The organism is Actinomadura sp. HBU206391, from assembly GCF_014323665.1.
Lineage (GTDB): Bacteria > Actinomycetota > Actinomycetes > Streptosporangiales > Streptosporangiaceae > Actinomadura_C.
In genome coordinates, this window is the sequence record NZ_JABVEB010000025.1 from 1 (window position 1) to 18,823 (window position 18,823).

Here is an 18,823-nt window from a genome sequence, read left to right on the forward strand (position 1 = left end):
TCACCGGAGCGGATCGCCTGGACCGCATTGATGCGCAGTCGGGTCACCTCGGCCGAGGTGGTCACAGCGCTGGTTCGCGAACTTCGGGCAGGTTCAGCGCACGGGAGGTCGCCTACCCACTGGGTGTCACAAGGCCGCGGCTGCCTTCTCGGGCTCGGCCTGGCGTGCCTGGACGGCGGAGGCATGGTGGGCGAGGGCGGCCAGGTGGCGTTCGGCGTCCAGAGCGGCGGCGCATCCGGTTCCGGCGGCTGTGATGGCCTGCCGGTAGGTGTGGTCGACGACGTCTCCGGCAGCGAAGACGCCCGGGAGGTTGGTGCGGGTGGAGGGCGCCTGGACTTTGAGGTATCCCTGGTCGTCGAGGTCCAGTTGGCCGGTGAACAGTTCGGTGCGCGGGTCGTGGCCGATCGCGATGAACAGCCCGGTCACCGCCAGCCGGCGGCGTTCGCCGGTGCGGGTGTCGCGCAGTGTGACGCCGCTGAGCTTGTCCTGGCCGTGGATTTCGGTGACTTCGCTGTTCCAGGCGAAGCTGATCTTCTCGTCGGCGAAGGCGCGCTGCTGCATCGCCTTGGAGGCGCGCAGCGTGTCGCGACGGTGGATCACGGTGACCGAGCGGGCGAAGCGGGACAGGAAGGTGGCCTCCTCCATCGCGGTGTCCCCGCCGCCGACCACGGCGATGTCATGGTTTTTGAAGAAGAACCCGTCGCAGGTCGCGCACCAGGACAACCCGCGGCCGGACAGTTCCTGCTCGTTGGGCAGGCCGAGCTTGCGGTAGCCGGAGCCGGTCGCCACGATGACGGCCTTGGCCCGATGGGTGGTCCCGGCCGAGTCGGTGACGGTCTTGACGTCGCCGCTGAGGTCGACGGCGACGACGTCGTCGGTGACCAGCTCGGCGCCGAATCGCTTCGCCTGCGCCCGCAGGTCTTCCATCAACTGGGGGCCCATGACGCCGCCGGGGAAGCCGGGGAAGTTCTCGACCTCGGTGGTGGTCATCAGCGCGCCGCCCGCGGTGACCGAGCCTTCGAACACCAGGGGCTGAAGGGTGGCGCGTGCGGTGTAGAGGGCGGCGGTGTAACCGGCGGGGCCGGAGCCGATGACGATGACCTCGCGGACGTCACCATTGGCAGAGGTGGCAGTGGTGGCCATGGTGGTCAGTTCTCCTGCGCGGCGTCGATCTCGGCGATCAGAGCCTTGATACGGCGCTCGATCTCGTCACGGATCGGGCGGACGGCCTCAACGCCCTGACCGGCCGGGTCGTCCAGGGCCCAGTCGAGGTAGGTCTTGCCGGGGAAGATGGGGCAGACGTCACCGCACCCCATGGTGATGACGTAGTCGGAGTCCTGTACGGCCTCGGGGGTGAGCACCTTGGGCTTTTGGTCGGCGATGTCGACGCCGGCCTCCCGCATCGCCTCCACCGCGGCGGGGTTGACCTGGTCGGCGGGCAGGGAACCGGCGGAGCGGACCTCGACGCGGTCACCCGCGAGGTGGGTGAGGAATCCGGCGGCCATCTGTGAACGTCCGGCGTTGTGGACGCAGACGAACAGTACGGAGGACTTGTCAGGCATCGGGATCTCTCTCGTCTCACAAGGACACAGCGGGTGGCATCAGCCGCCGCTGATGTGAGAGTATCAGTACATGATGACGTCAGTCGACACTGATATGATCCGGGTTCTGGCCGACCCGCTCAGGCTCAAGATCGTGACCCTGCTCGCCCACGAGACGCTGTGCACCACGCACCTGGTGGCCGAGACCGGTGCCAGGCAGACGAACTTGTCCAACCACCTGCGGGTGCTGCGCGAGGCGGGCGTGGTGGACACCGAGCCGTGCGGCCGGTTCACCTACTACCGGCTGCGGCCGGATGTCATCGAATCCCTGGCCGGCTCTTTCGCGGAGCTTGCCGCCACCGCCCGCGCCACCGTTGCCACCGACATCAAGAGGGCCTGCCCGTGACCAAGTCCGAACCCATCACCCACCAGGCGGAAGACGCCGCGACCGGGGTCGTCGGCAAGCTCTCCACCTTGGACCGCTTTCTAGCGGTGTGGATCATCGCCGCCATGGCGGTGGGCCTGGGACTGGGCCGATTGATCCCGGGACTGAACGACGCCCTGGCCAAGGTCGAGGTCGGCGGGATCTCCCTGCCGATCGCCGTCGGCCTGCTGGTGATGATGTATCCAGTGCTGGCCAAGGTCCGCTACGACAGGCTGGAGGCGGTCACCGGCGACAAGCGGCTCATGGTGTCCTCGCTGGTCATCAACTGGCTCGTCGGGCCTGCGGTGATGTTCGCACTCGCCTGGATCTTCCTGCCCGACCTGCCCGAGTACCGCACCGGGCTGATCATCGTGGGCCTGGCGCGATGTATCGCCATGGTCATCATCTGGAACGACCTGGCCTGCGGCGACCGCGAGGCCGCCGCCGTGCTCGTTGCGCTGAACTCGGTGTTCCAGGTGCTGGTCTTCGGCCTGCTCGGCTGGTTCTACCTCGACCTGCTGCCGAGCCGGCTGGGCCTGGGGGACGGCCAGCACCTGGACATCTCGATGTGGAAGATCGCGTTGAACGTCGTCATCTTCCTCGGCATCCCGCTGCTGGCCGGGTTCCTCACCCGCCACTTCGGCCAGAGGTCCATGGGCCGCGAGAAGTACGAGTCGACGTTCCTGCCGAAGATCGGGCCGTTCGCCCTCTACGGCCTGCTGTTCACGATCGTCATCCTGTTCGCCCTGCAGGGAAAGACCATCACCTCCCAGCCGCTGGACGTCGCACGGATCGCGCTTCCGCTGCTGGTCTACTTCGCGCTCATGTGGTTCGGCACCTTCGCCCTCGGCAGAGCCATCGGCCTGAACTACGACCGCACCGCCACCCTGGCCTTCACCGCCGCCGGCAACAACTTCGAACTCGCCATCGCCGTCGCCATCGCCACCTTCGGCGTCACCTCCGGGCAGGCCCTCTCTGGCGTCGTCGGACCGCTCATCGAGGTCCCGGTCCTGGTCGGCCTGGTCTACGTCTCCCTCGCCTGGCGCAAGCGTTACGCCACCGCAGCCGCCACCCGTTAGCGGCACCGCCCCTGCCTCGGCCGTTCTCCATGGCGATATATCAGTATCGACTGACATCATTGCAAAATGATATGTTGCGGGTGCCGGCCTCACTCCTCAACCGCTACCGGCCGGCCGTGATAAGGAGTGCGGGCGTGGAGGAGAAGTACTGCGACGCCGATGAGCTGCTCGGACGTATCGCTCGCGTTCTCGCGCTGCGCTTCGATGGCACGCTGGGAGTCGAGACGGTTGACCGCTACGTCCGCGAGTGTTACCAGCTGTTGTACCGGTCATCGGCGGTCAAGCGATATCTGCCGGTGCTGACCGAGCGATTTGCCCGGCAACGCCTCAGCGCGCTCGCGCAGCGGCAGGGATTGCACACCAAGGCCGTCCCCGAGGTGCTGTACGTGTGCACTCGTAACGCCGGCCGTTCACAGATCGCCGCGGCACTCACGTCGCGTCACGCCCGCGGGCGGGTCCACGTGCGAACCGCGGGGACCGTACCCGCCACTCACGTCGATCCGGTCGTGCGCCGAGCGCTGGTCGAGATCGGGCTCGACGCCGCCGATGAGTATCCCAAACCATTGACCGACGAGGTCGTGGCCGCCGCGGATGTCGTGGTGACCATGGGTTGCGGTGACGCCTGCCCGGTTTTCCCGGCGACCCGCTACCTGGACTGGAACATCGCCGAGCCTCATGGCGCCGCCATCGAGGCGGTGCGCGCCATCCGTGATCACATCGACATGCGGGTGCGCGAGCTGCTAGTGGAGCTGTCGGCCGCCGTGCCCGTTTTCGACCCGGCGGAAGCCTTCGAGATCTGAGAAGAGCGCTCACCGGCGATGTCAGGGCCTGAAGTGAGCTGCGGTGCTGGGATTGGTCCGCGCTGTGGTGATGCCCCGGTGACTCCTTCCTCGTTCACAGCCGATACGCGTCTCGCCGCCGAGGCTGCCCCCTCCCTGCGCAGAACCGGTAGGCCCTGGACGCTCGCTCGAGCCCGGAATCTTCACGGCGAACGCGGATGAGATAGACGGCTGTCGATGTTTCGTGATGCGACCGTCGTTGTTCACTCTCGATTCATATAGACGGCTTTCTATGTGCTCAACGATGTCGCCGGTTTGGGCGACCCCCGCGGCGGTGACGGTGCGGGCCGACACGAGTACAAGGGAAACGATTCTGGTGAGCATCCCATTGCGCAGGTCCACGCTTGCCGCGTCGGCTGTGGTGGCGTTGGCCGCGGCGCTGGCGGCTTGTGGGGGCGGTTCGGACGACACCGGCGGCGGGTCGGGGGAGAGCAAGCGGCTGTCGGGCACGGTCAAGATCGACGGCTCAAGTACGGTCGCGCCGCTGAGCACGGTGGCCTCGGAGTTGTTCAAGGAGGAGCAGGGACGCGTCCAGATCCCGGTGGGCACGTCCGGTACAGGTGGCGGGTTCGAGAAGTTCTGTGCCGGCGAGATCGACATCTCTGATGCCTCTCGTCCGATCAAGGACGAGGAGAAGGCGGCCTGCCAGAAGAAGGGCATCGCCTATTCGGAGTTCGCGGTCGCCAACGACGCCCTCACGGTCGTGGTGCACAAGGACAACACCTGGGCCAAGTGCCTGACGGTGGCGCAGCTGAAGAAGATCTGGGAGCCCGGTTCCAAGGTCGATAACTGGAAGCAGGTCGATCCGTCGTTCCCGAGCGAGCCGCTGAAGCTGTTCGGCGCCGGAACCGACTCGGGGACTTTCGACTACTTCACCGATGAGATCAACGGTGAGGAGGGCAAGAGCCGCACCGACTACCAGCCCAGCGAGGACGACAACGTCACCGTGCAGGGCGTCGCCGGGTCCAAGGGCGGACTGGGGTACTTCGGTTACTCCTACTTCGAGGAGAACGCCGCCAAGCTGAAGGCCGTCGAGATCGACGGCGGTGACGGGTGCATCGCGCCGAGCGTGCAGACCGCCCAGGCCGGCACCTACAAGCCGCTGTCGCGGCCGCTGTTCATCTATCCGGCGGCATCGGCGCTGAAGCGCCCCGAAGTGCTGGCGTTCGTGGAGTTCTATGTGGAACAGCACGCCGAGATCTCCAAGCGGGCCAAGTTCGTGCCGCTCAACCCCGAGCAGGAGACCAAGCTGAAGTCGGCGCTGGCCACGCTCAAGCAGCAGGCGGGTCAGTGACCGTGGACTCCGCACGTTCCGCCGCAGGGACCCCTGGGTCTTTGCGGCGGAGCCGCCCGCGGTACGGCGAGGCGGTCATCAAGGCGCTGCTGCTCGCGGCCGCGATGGTGTCGGTCGCCACGACCGTCGGCATCGTCATCTCCCTCTTGCCGCCTGCGCTGCGGTTCTTCAAGACGGTGAACCTGGGCGAGTTCTTCACCACCACGCAGTGGTCACCGTTGTTCGAACCGCCCAAGTACGGCGTGCTGCCGCTGGTCACCGCGACCCTGCTCATCACCCTGATCGCCATCGTGGTCGCCGTTCCCCTGGGCCTTGCGGCAGCGATCTATCTCAGCGAGTACGCGCGCCCGCGGGTCCGGACGGTCTTCAAACCGGTGCTCGAGGTCCTCGCGGGGATCCCCACGGTGGTGTACGGGTTCTTCGCCCTCAGCTTCGTCACCCCGCTGCTGCGTGACATCTGGCCAGGCGGCCAGGGCCCGGACATCTTCAACGCGCTGTCAGCGGGCCTGGTCATGGGCGTGATGATCATCCCGACAGTGGCGTCGCTGTCGGAGGACGCCATGGCCGCGGTCCCGCAGTCCCTGCGCCAAGGCGCCTACGCGCTCGGGTCCACCAAGCGGCTGGTGGCCATCCGGGTGGTGCTGCCCGCCGCGCTGTCGGGCATCGTCGCCGCCGTCGTACTGGCGATCTCCCGCGCGGTCGGCGAGACCATGATCGTCGCGATCGCCGCCGGGCTACAGCCGCAGTTCACCTGGAACCCCCTGGAGGCGATGCAGACGATGACCGGTTACATCGCCGCCGCAGGCGAGGGCGACCTGCCCACCTCCTCCTTCGACTACACCACGATCTTCGCCGTCGGCGCGCTGTTGTTCCTGCTGACGTTCGCGATGAACGCCGTCAGCATCCGCCTGGTCCGCAAGTACCGGGAGGTGTACGAATGACCGCCGTCCTGGACCGCGAGGCACCGGAGGCACCCAGCGCCTCGGGACTCAGCGGCCGCCGCCGGCCGCTCGAGCCGGCCTTCAAGGCGGTGCTGCTCGCCAGCCTCGTCGTCGCCGTTGTGTTCCTGGCCGTCCTGCTGTTCTACGTGCTCAACGAGGGCTGGGCGCGGCTTGACTCGCGGCTGTGGGAGAACTTCCCCTCCAAGCTCTACCCGGATCGGGCCGGCGCCCAATCGGCGATCGTCGGCACCCTGTACGTCATCGGCCTGACGGCGGCCTTCTGCATCCCGATCGGGGTGATGACCGCCATCTATCTGGAGGAGTACGCCGACAGCAACCGCTGGTACAACCGGCTGATCGAGCTCAACATCCAGAACCTGGCCGCAGTGCCCTCCATCGTCTACGGCATCCTCGGGCTCGGGATCATCGCCCGCGGAATGGGGCTGGGCCGCACCCTGCTGACGGCGGCGCTGACCCTGTCGCTGCTGGTGCTCCCGGTGGTCATCATCGCCGCCCGCGAGGCCATCCGCGCCGTACCCGGCTCCATCCGGCAGGGCTCGCTGGCGCTGGGGGCCACGCAGTGGCAGACGATCGCCCGGCAGGTGCTGCCCGCCGCGGTGCCCGGCATCGCCACCGGCGCGATCCTGGCGCTGTCACGGGCGATCGGGGAGGCCGCGCCGCTGCTGCTGCTCGGCGCCGTCACCCACATCACCTTCAACCCCGAAAGCCTCACCGACGCCTACACCGTGCTGCCCATCCAGATCTTCAACTGGATCAAGCAGCCGGAGGCCGAATTCCACACCCTCGCCTCAGCGGCGATCGTGATCTTGCTTACGATCCTGCTCGCCATGAACTCCCTGGCCATCTGGCTGCGCAACCGCTACCAGAAGCGCTGGTAAGGCCTATGACCCCCTCAGGAGAAGAGCACGTGACCGACACCAGCACCTACGACGACGACCTCGGACTGGCCAGGCCCGTCAAGCGCTTCGAACACCGGGACGCTCCTGACCTGGTCGACCCGGTGTTCGAGGTGGCCGACCTGCGCGTCTTCTACGGCGACTACGAGGCCGTGCGGGAAGTCGCGATGACCGTCGGCACCCGGCAGATCACCGCGATGATCGGCCCATCCGGCTGCGGCAAGAGCACGGTGCTGCGCTGCTTCAACCGGATGAACGACCTCATCCCCGGCACCCGGGTCGTAGGGAAGATCGCCTACCACGGTGAGGACCTCTACGCCGACGAGGTCGACCCGATCGAGGTCCGTCGCCGGATCGGCATGGTCTTCCAAAAACCCAACCCCTTCCCCAAATCGATCTACGACAACATCGCCTACGGCCCCCGCGTCAACGGCGTCCGCCGCGGCATGGACGACATCGTCGAGGAGGCCCTCACCCAGGCCGCCCTGTGGGAGGAGGTCAAGGACAAACTGAAGGACAACGCCCTGGCCCTGTCCGGCGGCCAGCAGCAGCGGCTGTGCATCGCCCGCACCATCGCCATCAAACCCGAGGTCATCTTGATGGACGAGCCCTGCTCCGCGCTCGACCCCATCGCCACCGCCAAGATCGAGGACCTGATGAAGCGGCTGGCCAGGAGCTACACCATCATCATCGTCACCCACAACATGCAGCAGGCCGCCCGGGTCTCCGACCGCACCGCGTTCTTCACCGCGGACGTCGACGACAAAGGCGTACGCCACGGGCGGCTCGTCGAGTACGACCTCACCGGAAAAATCTTCACCACCCCCGGCGACAAACGCACCGAGGCCTACATCACCGGCCGGTTCGGCTGAGAAAACGGGGGCCTGAACCGACGTGAACGAACAAGCCGCGGAGGTGGCCCACCTTCCCGGCGCACTGGACAAGGCGCACGTACCGCTGCTGCTGGTCGCCGACCCCGACGAGGCCCTCGGCCACGAACTCGTCCTCGCCCTCGCCCAACGCGGGATCGAAGTCGCCGTGTGCACCGACGGGGCCCAGGCGCTGTTGCGCACCGGCGCGCTGCACCCCGACGTGCTCCTGGTCAGCGCCAACGTTCCCACCGTCGACGCCACCACCTTGGTGCGCACCGTCCGGGCCAGCCTGCCCATCCCGGTCATCCTCGGCGTCGGCGCCGACAACGCCGAGGAGGCGGTGAAGGCCCTGGCCGCCGGGGCGAACGTCTGCGTGGCCCGCCCCTACCGGCTACCGGAGCTTCTCCCTCTCATCCTGGGAATCCATGCCGAAGCGGCGGCGGGTGAAACCGGCGGCGCTGTTCTCACCTGCGGCGCGGTCGAACTCGATCCGGTCGCTCACATCGTGCGGGTCCGCGGCGCCCTCGTGCACATGCCGCTACGGGAGTTCGAGCTGCTGCACTATCTGATGGTCAACGTCGACCGGGTCGTCGCCCGCCGGCAGATACAAACCCACGTCTGGAGAACCGACACGGCCAACACCAACACCATCTCCGTACACATCCGCAGGCTCCGCGAACGCCTCGGCGACGACCCGGAGAACCCGACCATCATCTTGACCGTCCGGGGCGTCGGCTACCGCCTCGCCTGCCCGCAGTGACGCTCGCCACATGGCAGTCGTTCACTTGAAGTCGTCGTTCGTTCACCTTTCATACACTCAAGATGTGAACGATGGCAGAGTGCTGCAGACGATCAACCCTCCCGACACCGCGGAGGAGGCGTGCCACACTCACGCCGGCCTCGTGCCCATCGCCCGAGAAGACGCCGAGCGCGCCGCCCGCACCCTCAAGGCCGTCTCCGACCCCACCCGCCTGCAGCTGCTCAGCATGATCCAGTCGAGCCCCGACGGTGAGGCCTGCGTCTGCGACCTCACCGAGCCACTCGGCCTCACCCAGCCCACCGTCAGCCACCACCTGAAGATCCTCCTCGACGCGGGCGTCCTCAACCGCGACAAGCGCGGCAGCTGGGCCTACTTCACCATCGCCCCCAACAAGCTCGAGGCGGTCCGCGCGCTCTTGGTCTGAGTTGCCGGTCCTGAGCTTCACAGACTCCGTTCAGACACCCGGCCTGCGCATGCACTAGTGCCGCATCAGGCAACGTTCGCCCTGTCGTGTTGCGCAGGCTGCGGCGCTTACGGGCGACATCGGTGTGCCTGGGGCCTCGGATAGGCTCAAGCATGCGATCTCGAACAGGCGGCATGTGGTGGGGGACCACGATCGAAGCGCCGGACCCCAGCGGCTTGGCGAGGTTCTATGCCGAGCTCCTCGATTGGCACATCGGGCACGAAGAGCCGGGAACAGCCATCGTGGCCGCTTCCCCGCAAGGGCCGTTCTTCGTGTTCCAGCAGGCCGAGGGTTATCGGGCTCCGGTGTGGCCACCGGCCGACGGCGACCAGCGCCCGATGATGCACTTCGACTTCCAGGTCGGCGACCTGGACTCGGCGGTAGCCGAGGCCGTCGCCCTGGGCGCCATCGTGGCGGAGTTCCAGCCGCAGGAAAATGTACGAGTGCTCTTCGACCCTGCTGGACACCCCTTCTGCCTGTGTCGCGACGACAATTAGTCAGGCGACGTTTGCCCTGCTGACGACTTCGTGGAGGCGTTCGTCGGCGGCGTTTTTGTTCCGCCAGATGATGTAGCGGCGGATCATGCTGCCCTGAACCTTGTGGCTGGCGTGGTCGGTGCCATCGAGGGTGAAGTAGCGCAGGGCGGTGAACTGGGCTTCGATTCGGTTGAGCCAGGAGCTGTTGGTCGGGGTGTAGGCGATCTCCACGTTGTTCGCCGCCGCCCACGTCCCGACACGTTGGCACCGCTTCGTGGTCAGGTGCGGCGAGTAGTTGTCGCAGACGATCGCGATGCGGACGTCCACTGGGTGCAGCGAGCGCAGGTAGCGGCAGAATTCCAGGAACTTGGATCGGTTCTTGGTCTTCTTGATGTGGCCGTAGAGCTGGTCCTTGCCCAGATCGTAGGCGGCGAGCAGGTGCCTCACCCCGTGCGGACGGGTGTAGGTCGCCCGTCGGCGGGGTCTCGGTTCGCGGTCGGGGTCCTTGTGTCTCCCACCGCGTTCGGCCCACTGCTTTCCGGGGTGGGGCTGGAGGTTGAGTGGTCCGAACTCGTCCATGCTGAAGACGACTCCGGGTTCGCCCTCCTCAGGAATGACCTCGCCGTCGGCGATCGCGTAGAGGTGCTCGACCCGGGCCTTCTTGGTCGCGTCGTCGGGGTCGCGGGAGGTCTTCCAGGTCTTCATGCGTTGAAAGGAGACGCCCTCCTCGCGGAGCAGGACCCGCAGGCCCTCGTGGCTGATGTCGTCGACCACCCCCTCGGCGATCAGGAAATCGGCCAGCTTGGTCAGGCTCCAGGTCGAGAACGGCAGACCGTGTTCGACCGGCCTGGACTTGGCGATCTTCTTGATCTCGCGCCGCTCGGGCAGGGTGAAGGTTCTCGGTCGGCCTCCCTTGTACTTCGGATACAAGGAGTCGAAGCCGTCGGTGTTGAAGTCATGGATCACGTCCCGGACCCGGTCCGCGCTGGTGAACGTTACCTCGGCGATCTTCACCACCGGCATGCCCTGCGCGGACAGCAGCACCATCTGCGCGCGCCGCCAGGTCACCACCGAGCCAGCGCCCCTGCGGAGAATCCGCAGCAGCCGTCCGCCCTCGTCATCATCGATCTCCCGCACCCGCACACGTTCAGCCACGCGATCATTGTGGCCGCCAGGGGGCTGCCGGCGACAGCAGCCGGACGGCTCACAACAGGGCGAACGTTGCCTGATGCGGCACTAGCCGACGGTGGCGGTCCGGCAGTGGACCGACACCGCTGCTGATCGCCCGCGCCATCCCGGCGGACGTCGCGCGCGGCAACCTTCCGCTGCTGCACGCCACTGCCGTCGCCGAACGATGGGGCACCACCGCAAACGGACTCCTATCCGTCCTACTCGGAGCACCCGTAGCGGCGGTCTCGGAGGTGGGAGAGCCGTCCCGACTCTTGACGGCAGTAGAAAATACTTGCATATTTGTGCAAATGAACAAGGGTCAATCGTCTGCAGGCGACCTCGGCGCGGTTCTCTCCCACCAACTCTTCCGCGCCCTCGGGGACCCAACCCGAGTTCGCCTCCTTGATCTGCTCGCCGAACGATGCCGCGCCTGCTCAGTGTCCGAACTTGCCGACTGCCTCGACATCGACCTGTCGGTCGTATCTCGGCATCTAGCGCTCCTGCGGGCCGCCGGTGTGCTGCGGGCGACCAAGACGGGCCGCAATGTCCTGTACGAGATCCAGTTCGACGGCCTTGCCGAGGCTCTACGCGGCATCGCCGACACCCTTGAACGCGCCCGCGACGACTTCGACGGCTCTGACGCTTGCGACCCGAGTGCCACCCAAGACGGAGAACCCCATTGACCACCCTCATCGACACCCCCAAGGCACCAACACCTGAAGGCACCGCGCCCGGGATCCGGGTTGCCGTGGAGTACTGGACCGTGACCATGGACGGACAGGCGTCCTGCGGCTCGTGCGATACGACCCTCACCATGCTCGCCGATGCCGTCGAGATCGTCCGCCCACTCGCAGAGCGACTCGGCATCGCAGTCGAGATCCGACCGCGCGTTGTCGCGACCTGGGCAGAAGCGGTCGACCAGAGAATTGTGGCGTCGCCGACCATCCGCGCCGCGGGCATCGAGCTCCGCCCCTCCCACCCCGACGAGACGGACACCCGGGTATGGGAATGGCGCGGGACGACCACCACCTCGGTGACCTCCGAGGCACTGCTGAACTTTCTCGTCCAGGCCGTTGCGGCGCGCAGCGAGCAGCTCGACAACTATCTGGCCGGCGGGGGACCGGCGCCCTACGTCCGCCAGTTCCTCCAAGCAGCACCGGCTACTCAGGCGCCGGCACCCTCCGCCTGCGGCCCGAGTGAACAGCGGCCAGACCGTGATCAATGCTGAGGTGCGGCTGGCGGCCACTGCTCGCCGCTGAACCTCCCAGGAGCTGAATCACCCTTTAGTGGAGGTCTACACAATCACACATACTCGTGTGATAGTGGTTCTATGACGGAAGAAGTCCAGGCTTGTTCGCCGGCGTTGTCGCCGGCGCAGCGGGCGGGCAAGCCCGCACTGGCCGACCGGCCGCTCATCACCGCCGAGCAGGCCGGTCAGCTGGTCGTGTTGTTCAAGGTGCTCGGCAACGACACTCGGCTGCGGCTGCTGCACGCGCTGCACCGCGACGGGGAGGTTCCCGTCGGTGAGCTGGCCGAGCAGGTCGGGATGCGGCCGCAGGCGGTGTCGAACCAGCTGCAAAGGCTCGGTGACCGCGGGATCGTGGCGGCCCGCCGGGAAGGCAACCGGATCTTCTACTCGATCGCCGATCCCTGTATCCCGCTGGTGCTGGATCTGGCGCTGTGCCTGACCGAAGAGACGACGGTAGGCCGTGAGGCCATGAACGACCCAACGTGACCAGCCGGTCCGATCGCACCGCTCCGCCGAACCACCCTGCCAAGGAGGCCATCACATGAGCGACACCACCGCCAGCACAGGCCCCGGTAACGCGCCGGAGCCCGGTGAAAATGACGTGCGTGAGCAGGTCCGCGCCCGCTACGCCGCCGCCGCGCTCGCCGTCACCGATCCCACCACCATCGACTGCTGCGCCCCCTCGTCCTTGGACGATGAACGCTGCTCCCCGTCGGCCGGCGAGCTCGAGAAAGGATTCGGCGCCACCCAATACGCCGCGGCCGACCGGAACATCCTGCCCTCAGCCGCCTTGGCCGCCAGCCTCGGCTGCGGCAATCCCCTGGCCGTCGCCGATCTGAACGAAGGCGAGACCGTCCTGGATCTCGGCTCTGGCGGAGGCATCGATGTGCTGCTCTCCGCTCGCAGGGTCGGCCCCACCGGCCACGCCTACGGGCTCGACATGACAGACGAGATGCTGGACCTCGCCCGCCGCAACGCCCGTGAGGCAGGCGCTACCAACGTTGAATTCCTCAAAGGCGACATGGAGGCCATCCCACTGCCCGACGCTCACGTCGACGTTGTGATCTCCAACTGCGTGGTCAACCTGTCCACCGACAAGTCGTCCGTGTTCGCTGAGACACAGCGGGTGCTACGGCCGGGCGGCCGGATCGGCATCAGCGACGTCGTCGCTGAGGACCACCTGACCCATGCCGACCGCGCCGCCCGTGGTGAGCACGTCGGCTGTATCGCCGGGGCCCTCACCTTCGCCGAATATCAGGACCACCTGACCACCGCCGGCTTCACCGACATCACCATTCGGCCCACCCACCAGCTTGCCGACGGCATGCACTCAGCGATCATTCAAGCCACCAAGCCAGCCGCCACCTGACCATCGTGCGACCGCACGTCGCCGATCGACCAGGCGAGGCTCTCCCAGGCGTGGCTTGGCGGCGACCGATCCCACTCCGCGTACCTGAGACGGGTGGCCCTGGCCATTCCCCGGCGGGTGCCTGATCGCCGAGACCGCCGTGCACCAGCCGGAACCGACCGGCCGGCAACAACCCACCGAGTTAGCAGACGTCCTCGGGCGGGCAGCAGCGGCGCAGGTAGTCGCGCAACTCGTCCAGAGACTTCTCCACGGCCGCCACGTCGACCCGGTAGTGGACCTGTTTGCCGTCCCTGCGGGAGGTCAGCAGGCCGCCGCGGCGTAGCAGCGCCAGTTGCTGGGAGGCGGTGGACTGGCCGATGCCCAGCCGCTCGGCGACGGTCCCGACGGTCAGCTCGACGCCGCCGGTGAACAGTTCCATCATCTGCTGGCGCTGCTCGCTGGCCAGCCCTTTGAGGAAGTCGCGCAGCTTGTCACTCGGCTGGTCGACTCCCGCACACCCCGCAGGGCCAGTGCCGGCGACCGTGCCGGCCACTGTGATGGGCTCTGTCTCGGTCACCGTGCCATCACTTGCTCTCCCTGCCCGTTCGCCTGCCGCCCCGCCGGTCCTCGATCTCGTGCCCGGCATTGGGCCAGTCTCCCACCCCGAACATATCGTCATTTCGCGAAATGATGATATGTTCTCGTCATGTCGCACCGTACCGACCTCCTCATCATCGGGGGCGGCCAGGCCGGGCTGGCCGCCGCCCACACCGCCCGCGCCATGGGCCTGACGCCTGTGGTGCTGGAGGCCACCCGGTCCATGACCGGGTCGTGGCCGCACTACTACGACAGCCTGGCCCTGTTCTCACCGGCCCGCCGCAGCGCGCTGCCCGGGCGGCCGTTCCCTGGCGACCCCGACGGCTACCCGACCCGTGACCAGGTCGTGGCCTACCTGACGAACTACGCCGCCGCGCTGGACGCCGACATTCGCACCGGCCACCGCGTTGAGCGCATCGCCGCGCCCGCCTCCGGCGGGTTCGAGGTCACCACCACCGGCGGCGAGAGGTTCGAGGCGCCGATGGTGATCGCCGCGACCGGGGCGTTCAGCCGCCCGCACCGGCCCGAGCTCCCAGGGCTGAGCTCTTTCGCCGGCACGGTGCTGCATTCCTGTGACTACCGGCGCCCCGAGGCGCTGGACGGGCAGCGGGTCGTGATCGTCGGTGGCGGGAACTCGGCGGTCCAGATCGCGATCGAACTCGCCGGGCACGCGCGGGTGAGCCTGGCGACACGCCATCCGCTGCGGTTCATGGCCCAGCGGGTGCTCGGCCGTGACATGCATCTGTGGCTGCAATGGACCGGGCTGGACACCGCCGGATGGGCCAGGCCGCTGCTGACGGGCGGCAAGGGTGCCCCGGTGTTCGACACCGGCACCTACCGCAAGGCCATCGCCACCGGCAATCCCGACCGCCGCCCGATGTTCAGCCGCCTGGAAGGCGCACAGGTGGTGTGGGCGGACGGTACCCGGGAGCAGGCCGACACGATCCTGCTGGCCACCGGGTACCGGCCCGGCGTTGACTACCTCGCCGGCCTGAGCAACGCCCTGGACGCCGACGGGCAACCCCGCCACCACGGTGGCGTGTCACCCACCCATCCGGGCCTGGGATTCGTCGGACTGGAATGGCAGCGCTCCTTCGCCTCAGCCACGCTGCGCGGCGTCGGAGCCGACGCCCGCCACGTCCTCAGCCGGCTGCGCAAGCAGGCACAAGCCGACGCCCCAGCCGGCACCCGCCGATGAGATGACTCAGGCCGCCGTGAGCGCCGGCAGCGCGAACAGGCCCGACAGGCGGGTGAGTGCCTCGGGGACCACCCTGTAGTACACCCAGGTCCCGCGCCTTTCGCCTTCGATCAAGCCGGCCTGGCGTAGCACCTTCAGATGGTGGGAGATGGTCGGCGCGGTCAGCTCGAACGGCACGGTCAGGTCGCACACGCAGGCCTCCCCGCCTTCCGCCGAGGCGATCAGGTTCAGCAGCCGCAGCCGGATCGGGTCGGCAAGGGCCTTGAACACCCCGGCCAGCTCGGTCGCCTCGCCGGCGCCCATCACCGGGCCGCTCAGTGGCGCGCAGCACACCGGGGTGGACACGTCCTCAAGGCCCAACGACTTCGACATGCCTCTAATTTGACATCCATCTATCCCGCAAGGCAAACTCGCGCCTACTTAGACGAACTTCGAATCAAGGAGGTCGGGATGCGGTCGCTGCTCACCCGGATCACGGTCCGCCGTTCCACCCGTCCTGCCGGCACCGCTGCCGGGGCCGGGCGAGTCACCTTCGACGAGTGCTGCGGCGGCGAGGTCTGCACCAGCGGCTGCCGCTCGGCCGCCCATCGCGACCGCGTCACGCACGCCGCCTACCGCGCCCGGTTCTGACCCGCTCTCGATCAGCCTCAGTAAGGAGACATCCATGAGTGCCAACATCGAACCGCAGGAGCCCGCCGGACTCCAGGGTGCACCGGTCGCCAAGGGCAGTTGCTGCGGAGTCAGCGCCTGCTGCACCGATACCGAGCAGTCCCAGGACCCCGCGGTGACCGTGCTGGATGCCAAGGCCGACGCCGGCTGCGGCTGTGTCGAGGACGCCGCCGCCGATGGGCTGCCTGTTGTGGTGATCGGCGCCGGGCCGATCGGGCTGGCCGCCGCAGCGCACCTGGCCGAACGCGGCCTGGACTTCACGGTCCTGGAGGCCGGTCCCCAGGTCGGGGCGGCGATATCGCAGTGGGGGCACGTCCGGCTGTTCTCGCCGTGGCGGTACAACACCGACTCCGCCGCCCGCCGCCTGCTGAACAAGACAGGCTGGACACCGCCGCCGACCGAGGTGCTGCCGACCGGCGCCGAGCTGGTACGCGACTACCTGGCCCCGCTCGCCACATTGCCCGAACTGGCCGGCCGGATCCGCACCGACACCACGGTCATCGCGGTCTCCCGGCACGGCGTGGACGCCACCCGCACCGTGGGGCGCGATGAGCGGCCGCTGCTGGTGCGCACCGTGGACGCCGACGGTGCCGTCCGCGATATCCAGGCCCGGGCCGTGATCGACGCCTCGGGCACCTGGGGGCACGGCAACCCGCTGGGGCACTCGGGTCTGTCCGCGCCGGGGGAGGAGCAGGCCGCGTCCCACCTCACCGGCCCGCTGCCCGACGTGCTCGGCCGTGACCGTGTCCGGTTCGCCGGGAAGCACTCCCTGGTGGTGGGTATGGGCCACTCGGCCGCCAATACCTTGCTTGCCCTGGCCGAACTCGCCCGGACCGAACCCGGCACCCACATCACCTGGGCGGTGCGCGGCGCCTCGGCCGCGCGGCTGTACGGCGGCGGCGACGCCGATGGCCTGCCCGCCCGCGGCGCTCTGGGTACTCGGCTGAAGGAGGCGGTGAACTCAGGTGCGATCACTCTGGTCCGCAACTTCACCATCACCGCCTTGAACGCCCCCGACGGCGGCCCGGCCGCCGGGCCCGTCCAGGTCACCGGCTCCACCCCCGACGGCAACCAGGTCCTGACCGCCGACGCGGTGGTGGCGGCGACCGGGTTCCGGCCCGACCTGGACATGCTGCGCGAGGTCCGCGTCGAACTGGACCCGGCCACCGAGGCGCCGGTCAAGCTCGCCCCGATGATCGACCCCAACTTCCACAGCTGCGGCACCGTCCCGCCGCACGGTGAACGCGACCTGGCCCACCCCGAGACCGGCTTCTACATTGTCGGGATGAAGAGCTACGGCCGCGCTCCGACCTTCCTCATGGCCACCGGATACGAGCAGGTCCGCTCGGTGGTCGCCGCGCTGGCCGGCGACAGGGAGGCCGCCGACGCCGTCGAACTCGACCTGCCCCAGACCGGCGTGTGCTCCACCGACCTGATCACCGAAGACATGCTCGGCATCGACCAGGCCGACGGCTGCGGTACCTCCTGCTCCATCGAGCCCACCGAGCAGACCGCCCAGTCGGTCGCCGAACCCGTCGGCGAACCGGCCCGTGAGGCTGCTTCCTCCTGCTGCGGCGGTGGCCCGCAGCCGGTCTCGCTCGGCGTGGGCTCCGGGGCAGGCGCCGGGTTCGCCACCGGCCGCCGGCACGGCTACTCCGGTGACGCCGAACCCACCGGCACCGAGCTCGCCGCGCCGATGCCTGACCATTGAGTTCGGACACACCCACGCAGGTACCGGCGGCGCCCCAGGCCGCCGGTACCTCCCGCAGTGACCGCCCACTGGTGGGCACAGTCCTGGCGGCGCTGTGCGTCACCGAGATCACCAGCTGGGGCGTGTTGTACTACGCCTTCCCTGTACTCGCTCCGGCCATCACCCGCGACACCGGATGGTCCGCCACAGCCACCACCGCCGCGTTCTCCGCCGCGCTAGTACTGGCCGCGATCGGCGGCATCCCGCTCGGCCGCGTCCTCGACCGGCGCGGCCCCCGGACCGTCATGACCACCGGCTCCGTCGTGGCCACCGCCGCTGTCGCCGGCGTGGCCCTCGCCCCGAACCTGTGGTGGTTCACGGCCGCATGGCTGCTGGCCGGAGCCGCCATGGCCGCGGTGCTCTACCAGCCCGCGTTCGCCGCCCTCACCCGCTACTACGGGCCGCGCCACGTCACCGCCCTGACCACCCTGACCCTCGTCGCAGGGCTGGCCAGTACCGTGTTCGCCCCGCTCACCGACGCCCTCGCCACCCACCTGCCCTGGCGCGGCGTCTATCTCGTACTTGCTGCCGTCCTCGCCGTTCTGACCATCCCGCTGCACGCCTTCGCGCTGCGCCGATCCTGGCCACCGGTCCGCCCTGACCTCCACGTTAAAAGTGCCGGCGGTGCGGTGAAGGACGTGCTTCGCAGTCGCCCGTTCGTCCTGCTGACGGCAGCGCTGACCTTGTCGGCGTTCGCCATGTTCGCGGTGTTGACCAACCTCATCCCGCTGCTCATCGAGCGCGGCGCCAGCGCCACCACCGCTGCCTGGGCGCTGGGACTGGGCGGGTTGGGCCAGGTCGCCGGCCGCCTCGGCTACAGCACGCTGGTTCGTCGCACCACAGTCCGCGCCCGCACCGTCTGGATCCTGGCGCTCTCGACGACCACCACCGCGACCCTCGCCGTCCTCCCCGGCCCGGTCACGCTCCTCATCGCCGTCGCCGTCCTAGCAGGCACGACCCGGGGAATCGCCACCCTGCTGCAGGCCACCGCCATCTCCGACCGGTGGGGCACCACCTCCTACGGCGCGCTATCGGGCATCCTGGCCGCGCCCATCACCACCGCCGGCGCCCTGGCCCCCTGGGCGGGCGCCGCACTCGCCGCCAGCCTCGGCGGCTACCCCCACCTGTTCACCGCACTCACCGCCGCGGCCGCCCTCGCCGCGGTCTTGGCCGTAGGCAGCGTCCCAGCACGCCGCCGACCCGCCTGACCCCAGGGTGCGCCCGCACACCGATCAA

General features: G+C 68.4%; 23 protein-coding genes. 18 read left to right on the top strand and 5 right to left on the bottom strand.

Features of this window, described 5'->3' with window-relative positions; genetic code table 11:
- Positions 1 to 126: 126 nt before the first annotated feature.
- Both trxB and HKK72_RS11825 read right to left on the bottom strand, forming a co-directional pair.
- Positions 127 to 1,143 (bottom strand): thioredoxin-disulfide reductase, encoded by a 1,017-nt coding sequence (trxB, locus tag HKK72_RS11820; RefSeq protein WP_187234363.1) that lies wholly within the window; start codon positions 1,141 to 1,143, stop codon positions 127 to 129.
- A 5-nt stretch (positions 1,144 to 1,148) separates the two neighbouring features.
- The gene (locus HKK72_RS11825; RefSeq protein WP_187234364.1) at positions 1,149 to 1,562 is read right to left on the bottom strand and encodes an arsenate reductase ArsC; all 414 of its coding nucleotides are present in this window, start codon (positions 1,560 to 1,562) and stop codon (positions 1,149 to 1,151) included.
- 70 nt (positions 1,563 to 1,632) lie between these two features.
- Between HKK72_RS11825 and HKK72_RS11830 the strand changes: the two genes are divergently transcribed.
- The 10 genes from HKK72_RS11830 to HKK72_RS11875 all read left to right on the top strand — a co-directional run bounded on the left by HKK72_RS11830 (position 1,633) and on the right by HKK72_RS11875 (position 9,627).
- Complete coding sequence (locus HKK72_RS11830; RefSeq protein WP_187234365.1) at positions 1,633 to 1,947, top strand: ArsR/SmtB family transcription factor; 315 nt, start codon at positions 1,633 to 1,635, stop codon at positions 1,945 to 1,947.
- Positions 1,944 to 3,044 (top strand): ACR3 family arsenite efflux transporter, encoded by a 1,101-nt coding sequence (arsB, locus tag HKK72_RS11835; RefSeq protein ID WP_187234366.1) that lies wholly within the window; start codon positions 1,944 to 1,946, stop codon positions 3,042 to 3,044. The genes HKK72_RS11830 and arsB overlap by 4 nt, the downstream gene beginning before the upstream one ends.
- A gap of 134 nt (positions 3,045 to 3,178) precedes the next feature.
- On the top strand, positions 3,179 to 3,844 hold the full coding sequence (locus tag HKK72_RS11840) for a three-helix bundle dimerization domain-containing protein (RefSeq protein WP_315987193.1): 666 nt from the start codon (positions 3,179 to 3,181) through the stop codon (positions 3,842 to 3,844).
- 355 nt (positions 3,845 to 4,199) lie between these two features.
- Entirely contained in the window at positions 4,200 to 5,177 is a 978-nt protein-coding gene (locus tag HKK72_RS11845) for a PstS family phosphate ABC transporter substrate-binding protein (RefSeq protein WP_315987194.1), read from the top strand.
- Positions 5,178 to 5,218: 41 nt separating this feature from the next.
- Positions 5,219 to 6,118 carry a phosphate ABC transporter permease subunit PstC gene (pstC, locus tag HKK72_RS11850; protein WP_261986733.1) on the top strand — a complete coding sequence of 300 codons (900 nt, stop codon included), beginning with the start codon at positions 5,219 to 5,221 and terminating at the stop codon, positions 6,116 to 6,118.
- The gene (gene pstA / locus HKK72_RS11855) at positions 6,115 to 7,017 is read left to right on the top strand and encodes a phosphate ABC transporter permease PstA (RefSeq protein ID WP_187234370.1); all 903 of its coding nucleotides are present in this window, start codon (positions 6,115 to 6,117) and stop codon (positions 7,015 to 7,017) included. The genes pstC and pstA overlap by 4 nt, the downstream gene beginning before the upstream one ends.
- A gap of 65 nt (positions 7,018 to 7,082) precedes the next feature.
- The gene (gene pstB / locus HKK72_RS11860) at positions 7,083 to 7,907 is read left to right on the top strand and encodes a phosphate ABC transporter ATP-binding protein PstB (protein WP_410050297.1); all 825 of its coding nucleotides are present in this window, start codon (positions 7,083 to 7,085) and stop codon (positions 7,905 to 7,907) included.
- Between the two features lie 22 nt (positions 7,908 to 7,929).
- Positions 7,930 to 8,667 (top strand): response regulator transcription factor, encoded by a 738-nt coding sequence (locus HKK72_RS11865; protein ID WP_315987195.1) that lies wholly within the window; start codon positions 7,930 to 7,932, stop codon positions 8,665 to 8,667.
- A 64-nt stretch (positions 8,668 to 8,731) separates the two neighbouring features.
- Positions 8,732 to 9,091, top strand: a complete 360-nt coding sequence (locus HKK72_RS11870; protein WP_315987196.1) for a metalloregulator ArsR/SmtB family transcription factor — start codon at positions 8,732 to 8,734, stop codon at positions 9,089 to 9,091.
- Positions 9,092 to 9,243: 152 nt separating this feature from the next.
- Positions 9,244 to 9,627: a VOC family protein gene (locus tag HKK72_RS11875; RefSeq protein ID WP_261986734.1), complete on the top strand. Its 384-nt coding sequence runs from the start codon at positions 9,244 to 9,246 to the stop codon at positions 9,625 to 9,627.
- Here HKK72_RS11875 and HKK72_RS11880 read toward each other — a convergent pair whose 3' ends face one another.
- Positions 9,628 to 10,761 (bottom strand): IS630 family transposase, encoded by a 1,134-nt coding sequence (locus HKK72_RS11880; protein ID WP_187234373.1) that lies wholly within the window; start codon positions 10,759 to 10,761, stop codon positions 9,628 to 9,630. It lies immediately after the preceding gene.
- Between the two features lie 323 nt (positions 10,762 to 11,084).
- On the opposite strand from HKK72_RS11880, the gene HKK72_RS11885 reads away from it, so the two are divergent.
- The 4 genes from HKK72_RS11885 to arsM all read left to right on the top strand — a co-directional run bounded on the left by HKK72_RS11885 (position 11,085) and on the right by arsM (position 13,394).
- Positions 11,085 to 11,459 (top strand): ArsR/SmtB family transcription factor, encoded by a 375-nt coding sequence (locus tag HKK72_RS11885; protein WP_187234374.1) that lies wholly within the window; start codon positions 11,085 to 11,087, stop codon positions 11,457 to 11,459.
- Positions 11,456 to 12,004: a DUF2703 domain-containing protein gene (locus HKK72_RS11890; RefSeq protein ID WP_187234375.1), complete on the top strand. Its 549-nt coding sequence runs from the start codon at positions 11,456 to 11,458 to the stop codon at positions 12,002 to 12,004. The genes HKK72_RS11885 and HKK72_RS11890 overlap by 4 nt, the downstream gene beginning before the upstream one ends.
- A 102-nt stretch (positions 12,005 to 12,106) precedes the next feature.
- Positions 12,107 to 12,511 carry an ArsR/SmtB family transcription factor gene (locus HKK72_RS11895; RefSeq protein ID WP_187234376.1) on the top strand — a complete coding sequence of 135 codons (405 nt, stop codon included), beginning with the start codon at positions 12,107 to 12,109 and terminating at the stop codon, positions 12,509 to 12,511.
- 55 nt (positions 12,512 to 12,566) lie between these two features.
- The gene (arsM, locus tag HKK72_RS11900) at positions 12,567 to 13,394 is read left to right on the top strand and encodes an arsenite methyltransferase (protein WP_187234377.1); all 828 of its coding nucleotides are present in this window, start codon (positions 12,567 to 12,569) and stop codon (positions 13,392 to 13,394) included.
- A 181-nt stretch (positions 13,395 to 13,575) separates the two neighbouring features.
- Here arsM and HKK72_RS40840 read toward each other — a convergent pair whose 3' ends face one another.
- Complete coding sequence (locus HKK72_RS40840) at positions 13,576 to 13,950, bottom strand: metalloregulator ArsR/SmtB family transcription factor (RefSeq protein ID WP_315987197.1); 375 nt, start codon at positions 13,948 to 13,950, stop codon at positions 13,576 to 13,578.
- Between the two features lie 129 nt (positions 13,951 to 14,079).
- Here HKK72_RS40840 and HKK72_RS11910 point away from each other — a divergent pair, with 129 nt between their 5' ends.
- The gene (locus HKK72_RS11910) at positions 14,080 to 15,168 is read left to right on the top strand and encodes a flavin-containing monooxygenase (protein WP_187234379.1); all 1,089 of its coding nucleotides are present in this window, start codon (positions 14,080 to 14,082) and stop codon (positions 15,166 to 15,168) included.
- A gap of 6 nt (positions 15,169 to 15,174) precedes the next feature.
- On the opposite strand, the gene HKK72_RS11915 is transcribed toward HKK72_RS11910, so the two are convergent.
- Positions 15,175 to 15,540 (bottom strand): metalloregulator ArsR/SmtB family transcription factor, encoded by a 366-nt coding sequence (locus HKK72_RS11915; RefSeq protein WP_187234380.1) that lies wholly within the window; start codon positions 15,538 to 15,540, stop codon positions 15,175 to 15,177.
- 78 nt (positions 15,541 to 15,618) lie between these two features.
- Here HKK72_RS11915 and HKK72_RS11920 point away from each other — a divergent pair, with 78 nt between their 5' ends.
- From HKK72_RS11920 to HKK72_RS11930, 3 genes are all read left to right on the top strand, one after another.
- Positions 15,619 to 15,798 (top strand): hypothetical protein, encoded by a 180-nt coding sequence (locus HKK72_RS11920; protein WP_187234381.1) that lies wholly within the window; start codon positions 15,619 to 15,621, stop codon positions 15,796 to 15,798.
- Between the two features lie 34 nt (positions 15,799 to 15,832).
- Complete coding sequence (locus tag HKK72_RS11925; protein ID WP_187234382.1) at positions 15,833 to 17,548, top strand: FAD-dependent oxidoreductase; 1,716 nt, start codon at positions 15,833 to 15,835, stop codon at positions 17,546 to 17,548.
- Between the two features lie 71 nt (positions 17,549 to 17,619).
- A complete protein-coding gene (locus tag HKK72_RS11930; protein WP_315987198.1) occupies positions 17,620 to 18,795 on the top strand; it encodes an MFS transporter in 1,176 nt (391 codons plus the stop codon).
- Positions 18,796 to 18,823: the final 28 nt, after the last annotated feature.

What these genes read in the sequence shown, in the direction of transcription:
- HKK72_RS11875 (WP_261986734.1), top strand. Translation starts at nt 9,244, where the DNA reads ATGCGATCTCGAACAGGCGGCATGTGGTGGGGGACCACGATCGAAGCG.
- HKK72_RS11925 (WP_187234382.1), top strand. Translation starts at nt 15,833, where the DNA reads ATGAGTGCCAACATCGAACCGCAGGAGCCCGCCGGACTCCAGGGTGCA.
- pstA (WP_187234370.1), top strand. Translation starts at nt 6,115, where the DNA reads ATGACCGCCGTCCTGGACCGCGAGGCACCGGAGGCACCCAGCGCCTCG.
- HKK72_RS11825 (WP_187234364.1), bottom strand. Translation starts at nt 1,562, where the DNA reads ATGCCTGACAAGTCCTCCGTACTGTTCGTCTGCGTCCACAACGCCGGA.
- HKK72_RS11885 (WP_187234374.1), top strand. Translation starts at nt 11,085, where the DNA reads ATGAACAAGGGTCAATCGTCTGCAGGCGACCTCGGCGCGGTTCTCTCC.
- HKK72_RS11915 (WP_187234380.1), bottom strand. Translation starts at nt 15,540, where the DNA reads ATGTCGAAGTCGTTGGGCCTTGAGGACGTGTCCACCCCGGTGTGCTGC.
- HKK72_RS11895 (WP_187234376.1), top strand. Translation starts at nt 12,107, where the DNA reads ATGACGGAAGAAGTCCAGGCTTGTTCGCCGGCGTTGTCGCCGGCGCAG.
- HKK72_RS11920 (WP_187234381.1), top strand. Translation starts at nt 15,619, where the DNA reads ATGCGGTCGCTGCTCACCCGGATCACGGTCCGCCGTTCCACCCGTCCT.
- trxB (WP_187234363.1), bottom strand. Translation starts at nt 1,143, where the DNA reads ATGGCCACCACTGCCACCTCTGCCAATGGTGACGTCCGCGAGGTCATC.
- HKK72_RS11830 (WP_187234365.1), top strand. Translation starts at nt 1,633, where the DNA reads ATGATGACGTCAGTCGACACTGATATGATCCGGGTTCTGGCCGACCCG.
- HKK72_RS11910 (WP_187234379.1), top strand. Translation starts at nt 14,080, where the DNA reads ATGTCGCACCGTACCGACCTCCTCATCATCGGGGGCGGCCAGGCCGGG.
- arsM (WP_187234377.1), top strand. Translation starts at nt 12,567, where the DNA reads ATGAGCGACACCACCGCCAGCACAGGCCCCGGTAACGCGCCGGAGCCC.